This is a genomic window from Streptomyces sp. NPDC094143 (genome assembly GCF_040303825.1).
Taxonomy (GTDB): domain Bacteria; phylum Actinomycetota; class Actinomycetes; order Streptomycetales; family Streptomycetaceae; genus Streptomyces.
Window position 1 is genome coordinate 1 of the sequence record NZ_JBEOTZ010000088.1, and the last position, 8417, is coordinate 8417.

The following is an 8417-nucleotide window of genomic DNA, read 5'->3' on the forward strand; positions in this document are numbered from 1 at the left end:
GCGTCGGCGACCACCCGCTCACCTTCGCCGATGGCGTGTGACACCTCCGGTGTCCAGTCCCAGGGGCCGTGCTCGTGCCCGAGCCGGCGGGCATCGGCCGCGAACGTCAGATGGGCGCGCACCACGGTCAGGGTGTGCGCCGTCTTCAACGAGGCCGCGGTCGTGGAGGTGATGGGGTACGGCGGTCGGCCTCGCAGGACGGGCAGGTCCCGGGTCAGCCGCGCCCCGTCGGGGGTGAGGTACCAGGCTCGGGCGCGGTCCGAGCTCGGCAGCACCGTGTAGTCGACGAGGCCGTCGGAGCGCAGCTTGTTCAGGGCGCGGGAGATCAGCTGCCGTGTGCCGTCTGGGCGCAGCATCCGGCGCAGTTGGCCGGTGGTGGCGATGCGGTGCTGGGCGAGAGCCGTCATGAGCTGGTGGCTCAAGGCCTCGACGGGGCTGGGAGACGGATGGGGATCGTGTGTTGCTGCAGGGCAGCGGGACATGAGGCTTCCTTCTCAACACGCGCTATGTGGGCCCGACCAAACGCGGGCCGTTCAACCGACGGCTTCAGGTACCGATCAGAAGACCCAGGCACCACAACCAGACCACCGACCATCAAGGCCCGACCACGGTCACGACTGGGAGACATCCTGCTGCTCGGCGCCGTGGTCGGTTCCCGAGTATCGGGCGCGCATGGAGCATCGCGAGGATCGCATCGCAGGGGCTGCAACCTCGATCACGGGACGACTCTGAAGGCTTTGGAACGTGGACGATGGCCGGTCCGCAGCAGCATGGGCTGCCGCGGGGCGTAGTGGCGAGCTACGCCATGCCGGCCATCGCCTGTGGTTCCGGCCCGCGGGGGATCAACAACCCATAACCGGATACCGCGTCTGTCGGGGCGGTGGGCTCGTGGCCACCACCGGGTGCTACCTGTTACGCGCAGCCTTCTGCTCGAGGATGCGCCGGCGCGTCCACCGGCGCTTCCCGCCACTGGCGGTGACCGCATCCACCGTCTTCAGCAACGGCAGGTTGCCCTGGGCGAGGCTGCTGCTGAAAGAGGTGATGCTCTTGAAGCCGAGCAGGGCAGCGGCTTGTGTTGCTCCCAGCAGCTCGTCGGGATCTCCGTCGACGGGGACATCCGGCAGCGGCCGCGTCGGACGCCCGATCACTTTGCGTCTGCCGATGCCGGGACGAGTGGCCTTCCAGTCCAGCAGGGTCTGCACGCGCCACCTGCGTCGCTGGTAGGGCCTCTCAGCGGTGCCGAGTTCCTCAACGACGTCGGGTTCGGGGAAGTAGCCGGGGTGATCTCGCAGGTAGTGGTTGACCTGCTGAGGGTTCTTGTAGCCGAGGAACCTCGAGGCCTCAGCGCTGGTGAGCAGCTGGTCCGGGTCGAGCTTCGGGGGCTTGTGCTCCTGCAGGCGAGACGCTTTGCGTTGAGCGAACCACTTGTCCACGTCCGCCTCGTCCCACTGCCGGGCACGGCCGCGGTGGCCGACGACATCCGGGAACCCGGTGGTCTCCCGATCGAGATACAGCGAACTGATGCGCGCAGGGGTAAGCCCGTACTTCGCGGCGATGTCCGCGGCCTCGACGACGCGCCGTGCGGAGCGGGCCATAGTGTGGACGTCCCCTCGTGTGTTGCGAGCCGGCCTCCCCGACCCGCAACACGCATAATGGCCCAAGCTTGAATCGGATGTCTAGCTCGACGCCCCTCTTCCGGGCCACCAGGAATGCCGGTGCTCACGCCTCGGGGAGGAGGCTGATTCCTCGGCGGGCGGCGTCTTCCACCATGGCGGAGTAGGCGAGTGCCGCGGGGGTCATGTCCCATTCGGCCAGGGCGAGGAGGAGCACCATCTCTTCGCGGTCCCGTGAGGCGTCGTAGGGGACGTTGGCTGCGTCGGCCGCGGTTGCGAGGTCGGCGGTGGACATTCCCTGCAGGCGGGTCGTGGTCGCCCGGTGGGTTTCATGCAGGCCCTGGTGGTAGAGCACGTTGCCTTCGCGCAGCAGGTCCAGGAGGTCCTCGCCGTCGGCGGCCGGTGCGGCTGCGGACAGCTCCAACAGGCGCTGGGTGCTGGTCGTCATCATGGTCAGTATGCCTCCCTCAAGGAACGGGAATGGACAGTCAGCGGGTGGTGGGGCCTGCGTTGCAGCCTCCGCAGGCTGGGCAGGAACGCGGGTGGGCCGCCAGGTGGACGGCCTTGCGCGCCGGCTGTAGCAGGGCGGTCCGGATCTGCCGCTCCAGCAGGTCCATGTCGGGGCCGTCGTCCGGCAGGACGATACCGGGGTAGGGAGCGCCGGGCTGGCGGCTGGCCTCGATCAGGTCGGCGATGCGCCAGTCGGGGCGAAAGCTGTCGCCGCGGGCGGATTCGACCTCGGCATACAGCACGGCGAGCCGGGGCCGGCGGGCGATGGCCAGCAGGTCCCGCTTAGAGACGAACATGCACAGCGAGCCGTACGCCGGCTGCAGCTGCTACAGCAACGCGTGCCCGGGTTCACCGACCCGTTCGTGGCACTCGTTCACGCACTCGCCGGCGGGATACCGCGAGACCTCATCCGCTACACGCGCAAGCTCGTCGAGCTCCGGCACCGCACTGGAGACCTGCACCTCACCTCCCTCGCGGGTTGGCTTCTCCTCGAAGAGATCGAACAGGCTCTCTCCTCGTTCCGCGTCCTGCACGGTGAGCTCGCGCACAACCCAGACATGGGCTCGAGGCTGCACACCTTGCACGTTGTCAGCAACCTCGCCCGCCACGTCGATGTAGCCGAAGAGCACGGCCTCGAGGGCTTACAGCGGACTAGCCGCTCCCGACACGGGACTGCCTCAGTCGACGGACACCGATACCGCCCCCGGCGACTGGGAAGAGATAGCCACCTATGCGCTCTTCGCCCTGACGCTGCTGGAGGTCTTCGCGCACCCGGACTTTACGGAGCGCGCTCAGCAGCAGCAGGAATTCGGGCACCCTGACGGCGACCTGGACGTCCTTGCAACCATTCGCCTTGAGATGGCCATTTCACCCGGAAGTGCCCGCCTGATGATCGAGCGCTTCCGTATGGCCTGGGACCTCGAGCGACTTACCTAGTCCCGCGCCCGCTCCGGCCTCGCCAAGACAACCAAGACGCCTCCAGCACCTGACCGCCTACAGTCGAGCGGCTGGATCGACCGAACGCAGTACGCCAGCCGAACGGTGCCGGTCGCCTACGCCGGACCAGACCGGGAGGGGCGACCTGGCGCTGCTTCTCCGGGTGATGCACTGCTCAATGTTGAAGGCTTACGGGCCGCACCAAGAGGGCGGCGCCGGAAGGGAAACCACCGAGTGTTCGTGGATGCAGCTGTTACCAGCAAGCTGGTCGAGCAGGCTTTGCCATCGATGCCCTAACTCGATACCGAGCATGAGTTCCTCACCTACGACCACGTCGTCGAATGGCAGGAGCGCTTCAAGGAAGGGAAGGGCAGCAAGCCGCCGGTCAGTCCCGAGGAGTGGTCCGCACGTATCAGCGCACCCCTGCCGCCCGCGATCGTCGACATCGGCGATGAGCAGGTGTTCGGGGCCCTGGCCACTGCCAGCCCTTGGGGTAGGGCCACCGCAGAAGTACAGGAGTGGGTCTTCGCCCCAGATAGCGTTTCGGGCCTGGAGCACAAGATCAGTGACGCCGTAGCCGTCGCTGTCCTGCTGGTGGCCCTGTACGGCGACAAGGGCCACCTCGTTCTGGCCGAGGCGGACCGGTACCTGGAGCGGTCCCGTGGCGAGGAGTGAGGCGGCCGTCCATGTGGCGTGGCGGCTGCGGCCGAGCCATACATGGCCGCTGTCGTCGCCCAGGTGGTAAAAGACGGGATCCCGGCAACCGGCTACTGCATCCCTCCGGACCCGTCGCCGGACGACACCGATGGCGAGACGGACGGATCGATCGACATCCCCTTCGAGTGCGCCACCCGCCAAGAATGCAGGGATCGCTACAGCCGCAAGGCGGCGCAGCACATGGCTGGGCCACCGCAGTGGACAGCTGCCTACTGGAGGTCGTCTCTCCAGGGCATGCCCCGGCTAGAAGTCGAGTCATGCCTGAACGCTTTCACCGGTGCGACGGTCGGACAATGAGATTCACTCGTGCGAGTGACTCACAACCCCAGGTAGGCATTCACGTTTTCAGGTGTATCAGGATCTTGCAGGGCATCGCCAGACAATCCCGGATCGAACCGGTTACAAGCCTGATCAATCGTGACCGGAGTGCGCCGCTACTGAGCGGCCATAGAGGAGTTCCGGGCTCCGTTTTCAGGTTTTGCCGGCGGATGCTTCGGGCGCTGCTTGGCCCTAGTGTTCGAGCATAGGCAAGGAGAAGGGCTTCGAGCGATTTGCCGTCGGCCTCGAAGCCCTTAGTTCCGTGCCTGCTTCAACCCACGAACCTAGGAGCACGAGAATTGATTAAGCACGTGCGAAGGAAATTGGAACGCCTTCTTCCTTCACTCTCCGAGACTAGCATTCCGCTGTCTACCGTGGTCCAAACCGCTCCCGCCGGCGTCTTCTTCGTCACGCTGCGCCTGAGTTTCCCCTTGGTGACCGGCATCGCCCCGCTGTCTGCGTGGCATCTGGCGGAGGTGCCGACGCAGTTGCTTTGGCTGCTGACTGCGACCGTGCTGGCCGATCGCAGCACGGTCACCTACCTGAAGGTCCGCAGGAGCTGACCGGCGCGGTTCACCGGCTGATGCCTGCGCCTCCCGGGGAGACGCAGGCATCCCCGGCCAGGCAGTCGTCTCTCTGCGCGCCGCAGACGAAGGTCCCATCGCCGCGGGCCGCTGCGCCGTTGCGTACAGGCCGGGGCGGGGCCGCTCGGGCTTCCGTCGAAGTGAGTACGCCGCAGCCAGGAAGGCAGTAAAGGTGCGAACGTCACAGAGCATGGCGCCGGCCTTCTCAGGTCGACCTCGCCCGCGCACCTCGGGGAGTGCAGATTTTTGCGCGAGTGTCGCCGCATCAGGTCTGCCAGTGACGTATGAGGTGTTCTGTCGGAGGTACTGGCCGGTCTACTGGCGCTACGGCGCTGCGTGTGCTGGCTCCGCCGCAGTGGGGGCGGCGGTTGCGGCTGCGGCCTTGCGGGACTTGGGTCTGCATTGGCAGACCGTTTTGAGTAGCCCGTCCTCGGTTGTCATGGCTTGGGAGTGTCTCGTGGATTGCGCGAGTACGCGTCGTACCGCGTCCGTGCGCCGGCTGTACCGCCTTCTTGAACGTCGTGAAGCAGACGCATGGCTACTGCGTCACAAACTGGGCCTGACCATGGATGAGGGTGGGGAGGCCATGGGGCTGGACGGCGCGCTGTTCGCCCTGCTCAGCCAGCGAGCGCTGCACAAGATGACAGCACAGGGCTGATCTGAATATGCCAGAGGCCGGTACCTGAGCGGCTCGCAGGAGGGGCGCCGGGGCGGGCGGGAAAGCTGAGGCCATCGGTCCGCGTCGAAAAGTGTTCCCTCGAAGGTGGACGCAGGTGGATTACACCTGCTGAGCGCTTCTAGCATGGGCTTCTTCCGTTGGGGTTCGCATGCCCCCATCGGGTCATGCGGGCATGAGTGTGGGGAGCGGCTCATTATTGACCTCAGCAGGCCCAGTGTTGCTCGAATGTACGATTTTCTGCTCGGCGGCACCGATAATTACCAGGTCGACCGAGACGCGTGTGACGAACTGCTGCAGATGGCGCCCAGCACGAAGGAGCTGGCCCTGGTCAACCGGGCGTTCCTCGTGCGGGCCGTGCGCTACCTGGCGGCCGAGTGCGGAGTGAGACGGTTCCTCGACCACGGCTCCGGACTCCCGACGCGTCCGAACGTGCACCAGGTGGCACAAGAAATTGATCCTGCCTGCAAGGTCGTCTACATCGACAACGACCCCGTCGTCCTGGCTCACGGGCGGATGATGCTGGCCGAAGACCCCAGTACTACGGCCGTACTGCAGGCGGACATGCGGGACACGGACGGCATCTTCGCGAGCGCAGAGGTCAAGTGGCTACTAGGCGACGCTCAGCCGGTTGCTGCGCTGTTCGTGTCAGTGCTGCACTGCATCCCGGACAGGGACGACCCATGGGCTCTGGTCAGTGAGGTAGCGAGCAGACTGCCGGCAGGCAGCTACATGGTCATCTCGCAACTAGCCTCTGACGACGCGGAACTGCGCGCCGCCATCACCGACTTCATGGCACGCGCCACCAACAACAACTGGGGTCGGGTGCGGTCTATCAGCGAGGTCAACCGCTTCTTCGAGGGACTGGAACTCGTGGAGGGAATCGAACCGGTGGAGGTGTCACGCTGGAACCCGGACAGTGATCTAGCCCCCCGACAGCGCACGCAGGAGTGGATCGAGTACGGAGCCGTCGCGCGCGTCCGGTGACTAGCGGGCGTCTGCCAGCCTGTCGATGTACGTCTGCAGCAACTGCAGCGTCTCGTCCTTCTCTCCCGTGCGTGTCCACAGGTCGTCCATGCACGCTTGGAATGGCTCAACCTCACCGGGGTCCACCACGTACTCGCCGCCCCGATTAGTGTTCTCCAGGTACAGTAGCTGGCCTTCTTCTCCGTCGTAGGGCTTGAAGAGCGTCATGGACGGGTGGCGGGCGCCTCCCTCTTCCTGCGCCGAGTTGGGAAGGATCCGGATGTGTACGTTGGGCTTGTTCTCAGCCAGATTAAACAGGTGCCGCAATTGCTCGCGCATCACGGCCCGGCCGCCCGTGCGCTTGGCCAGGACGCTCTCAGCGATCAGCGCTTGGAAGTAGGGAGCGTCCGGCTGGTCGAGGAGGTTCTGACGCCTTCGGCGCACTTCCAGGCGCCGATTCATCAGCTCCTCGTTCTTCCGGCGTGTCGCCTCGTCCGCCGGCAGCCGGTAGAAGTCCTGCATGAGCGCCTTCGTGTAGGAGGCCGTCTGCAGCATGCCAGGGACGTTGAACTCCTGGTAGCAGTGGATGCCTTTGGAGATGGCCTCCGTCGCGAAAACGCGCGCGAGGACGTCGCCGACCACGTCCGAGTAGCTCGACCACCAGGCCTGCTGCAGCGACTGCCGTACCAGCAGGACAACTTCTTCGATCGCTGCCGGGGCAGCCCCGTAGAACTGGCAGAGAGCGACGACGGTGTGTTCGTCCAGCCTTCTTTTGGGCTCGGTCTCGTACCGGCACAGGGTCGCGGTCGACCCGATGCCCGACACCTTGCCAACAACATCGCTCTGCCGCAGGCCGACCTCCTTGCGCAGGTACCGCAGATAATTGCGGACCAGACGCGCGGCGGCATTGGGAGTGGTGGGCGGCTCGTGACCGCCCACCAGGGCCAGAACATTCCCCGGCACCGGTACCTCTCCTTGCAAACGGGCAACGCGTCCTCGCGTTGCCCGCTCAGGATCTACAGGCGGTCGGCTGCATGCAAGCCGTTGCCGAGGCGTTTCAGACAGTCATGCTGTCGAACTCACCCCTGCACGCGCCGTCGAGGAAGGCGGCGAACTCCGCCTGCGTGAAAACCAGGGCGGGGCCATCAGGGAAGCGCGAGTTGCGAACCGCGACTTCGTTTTCGTTGACCCGTGCAAGCTCGACACACTCGTTGAGCGCGTCACTCGCCATTGCCTTCACCCACTGCGCCCCGGTGATGTGGGTGGCCTGCACGCCGTTGGTGAACGAGATCATTTCCGCACCTGCCCTTCGCACCTGACCAGCACCGACCCTGCCAGCACCGGCCTCTTCCCTTGCCCAGCCAGCCCCGGTTGCACGCATGCATGAAATTTTCACGGAGCGGTGAACACGTGCCGGAAGCATAGCTGTGTTGATCTCTCAACGGCGTCCCCCGAAAGAGCGCTATCCCACCACCGGAAAACGCTTGTACGACAGACGGCAGGCTACTGGCAGCGATCTTGAGGCAGGACAGAAATTGGCCGGAGCCGAACCCGTGGCGTGGGGTGGCGTGCCCCAGCTCTTGGCCACGCGGCACCTTGGAGCCAAGAGATCGGCACCCGGTGCCCCAAACCATCCTCACGCCAGAAGCGCCACAGAGACCATCGAGCGAGCGTCGCCCCTAACCCACTGTCACCGTTGAGCCAAGTTGCTCCCTGCCCAAGAACGCCGCATCACCCCGTCAGACACAGCCGGACAACAACTACACCCCCTCGACGAACATGTCCGCACCCGCATAAGCCAGCTAGATTCGGCCGCAATGTCCCGGCATGATCAAATTACCGGAGGCGGTGCGCCGGGGGACGGGGTCGGCGAAGGACACCACTCCACGAACCCCTGCGGCGAGCAGCTCGGTGTGGCAGCGTGCCAGGAACCAGCTCTCGGAAGTTGCTGGGGCACTCGTCCAAGAGCACGAACCGCGGGCATTCGAGTGCTTCCGTGATTGGGGCGAGTTCCGGTAGCGCCTTGGTGAGGACGGCCTGGTTCACCGGTACGCCGAACACCGCCACACTGCTCAGCCGCCGCTCACCGGCCGAGAC

Annotated in this window: 10 protein-coding genes; 3 read left to right on the top strand and 7 right to left on the bottom strand. The window is 65.6% G+C overall.

Features of this window, described 5'->3' with window-relative positions; all coding sequences use genetic code 11:
* The 5 genes from ABTZ58_RS39410 to ABTZ58_RS39430 form a co-directional block, all read right to left on the bottom strand.
* On the bottom strand, nucleotides 1-407 hold a 407-nt coding region (locus ABTZ58_RS39410; protein WP_351368154.1), incomplete at its 3' end, for a replication-relaxation family protein.
* A gap of 498 nt (nucleotides 408-905) precedes the next feature.
* Complete coding sequence (locus tag ABTZ58_RS39415) at nucleotides 906-1595, bottom strand: hypothetical protein (protein WP_351368130.1); 690 nt, start codon at nucleotides 1593-1595, stop codon at nucleotides 906-908.
* A gap of 124 nt (nucleotides 1596-1719) precedes the next feature.
* Nucleotides 1720-2064, bottom strand: a complete 345-nt coding sequence (locus tag ABTZ58_RS39420) for a hypothetical protein (RefSeq protein ID WP_351368133.1) — start codon at nucleotides 2062-2064, stop codon at nucleotides 1720-1722.
* A gap of 37 nt (nucleotides 2065-2101) precedes the next feature.
* Nucleotides 2102-2419 carry a hypothetical protein gene (locus tag ABTZ58_RS39425; RefSeq protein ID WP_351368136.1) on the bottom strand — a complete coding sequence of 106 codons (318 nt, stop codon included), beginning with the start codon at nucleotides 2417-2419 and terminating at the stop codon, nucleotides 2102-2104.
* Between the two features lie 30 nt (nucleotides 2420-2449).
* On the bottom strand, nucleotides 2450-2752 hold the full coding sequence (locus tag ABTZ58_RS39430; RefSeq protein ID WP_351368139.1) for a hypothetical protein: 303 nt from the start codon (nucleotides 2750-2752) through the stop codon (nucleotides 2450-2452).
* Between the two features lie 766 nt (nucleotides 2753-3518).
* Here ABTZ58_RS39430 and ABTZ58_RS39435 point away from each other — a divergent pair.
* The 3 genes from ABTZ58_RS39435 (at nucleotide 3519) to ABTZ58_RS39445 (ending at nucleotide 6341) form a co-directional block, all read left to right on the top strand.
* A complete protein-coding gene (locus tag ABTZ58_RS39435; RefSeq protein WP_351368142.1) occupies nucleotides 3519-3734 on the top strand; it encodes a hypothetical protein in 216 nt (71 codons plus the stop codon).
* 734 nt (nucleotides 3735-4468) lie between these two features.
* Nucleotides 4469-4657 (top strand): hypothetical protein, encoded by a 189-nt coding sequence (locus ABTZ58_RS39440; RefSeq protein ID WP_351368145.1) that lies wholly within the window; start codon nucleotides 4469-4471, stop codon nucleotides 4655-4657.
* Between the two features lie 895 nt (nucleotides 4658-5552).
* Entirely contained in the window at nucleotides 5553-6341 is a 789-nt protein-coding gene (locus tag ABTZ58_RS39445) for an SAM-dependent methyltransferase (RefSeq protein ID WP_351368157.1), read from the top strand.
* Here ABTZ58_RS39445 and ABTZ58_RS39450 read toward each other — a convergent pair whose 3' ends face one another.
* Nucleotides 6342-7283, bottom strand: coding sequence for a helix-turn-helix domain-containing protein (locus ABTZ58_RS39450; protein WP_351368148.1), 942 nt, complete (start codon nucleotides 7281-7283; stop codon nucleotides 6342-6344). It lies immediately after the preceding gene.
* Nucleotides 7284-7377: 94 nt separating this feature from the next.
* Nucleotides 7378-7614: a DUF397 domain-containing protein gene (locus ABTZ58_RS39455; protein WP_351368151.1), complete on the bottom strand. Its 237-nt coding sequence runs from the start codon at nucleotides 7612-7614 to the stop codon at nucleotides 7378-7380.
* Nucleotides 7615-8417 lie beyond the last annotated feature (803 nt).

Coding starts and splice junctions, on each gene's coding strand:
- ABTZ58_RS39425 (WP_351368136.1), bottom strand. CDS start 2,419: ATGTTCGTCTCTAAGCGGGACCTGCTGGCCATCGCCCGCCGGCCCCGG.
- ABTZ58_RS39420 (WP_351368133.1), bottom strand. CDS start 2,064: ATGATGACGACCAGCACCCAGCGCCTGTTGGAGCTGTCCGCAGCCGCA.
- ABTZ58_RS39455 (WP_351368151.1), bottom strand. CDS start 7,614: ATGATCTCGTTCACCAACGGCGTGCAGGCCACCCACATCACCGGGGCG.
- ABTZ58_RS39415 (WP_351368130.1), bottom strand. CDS start 1,595: ATGGCCCGCTCCGCACGGCGCGTCGTCGAGGCCGCGGACATCGCCGCG.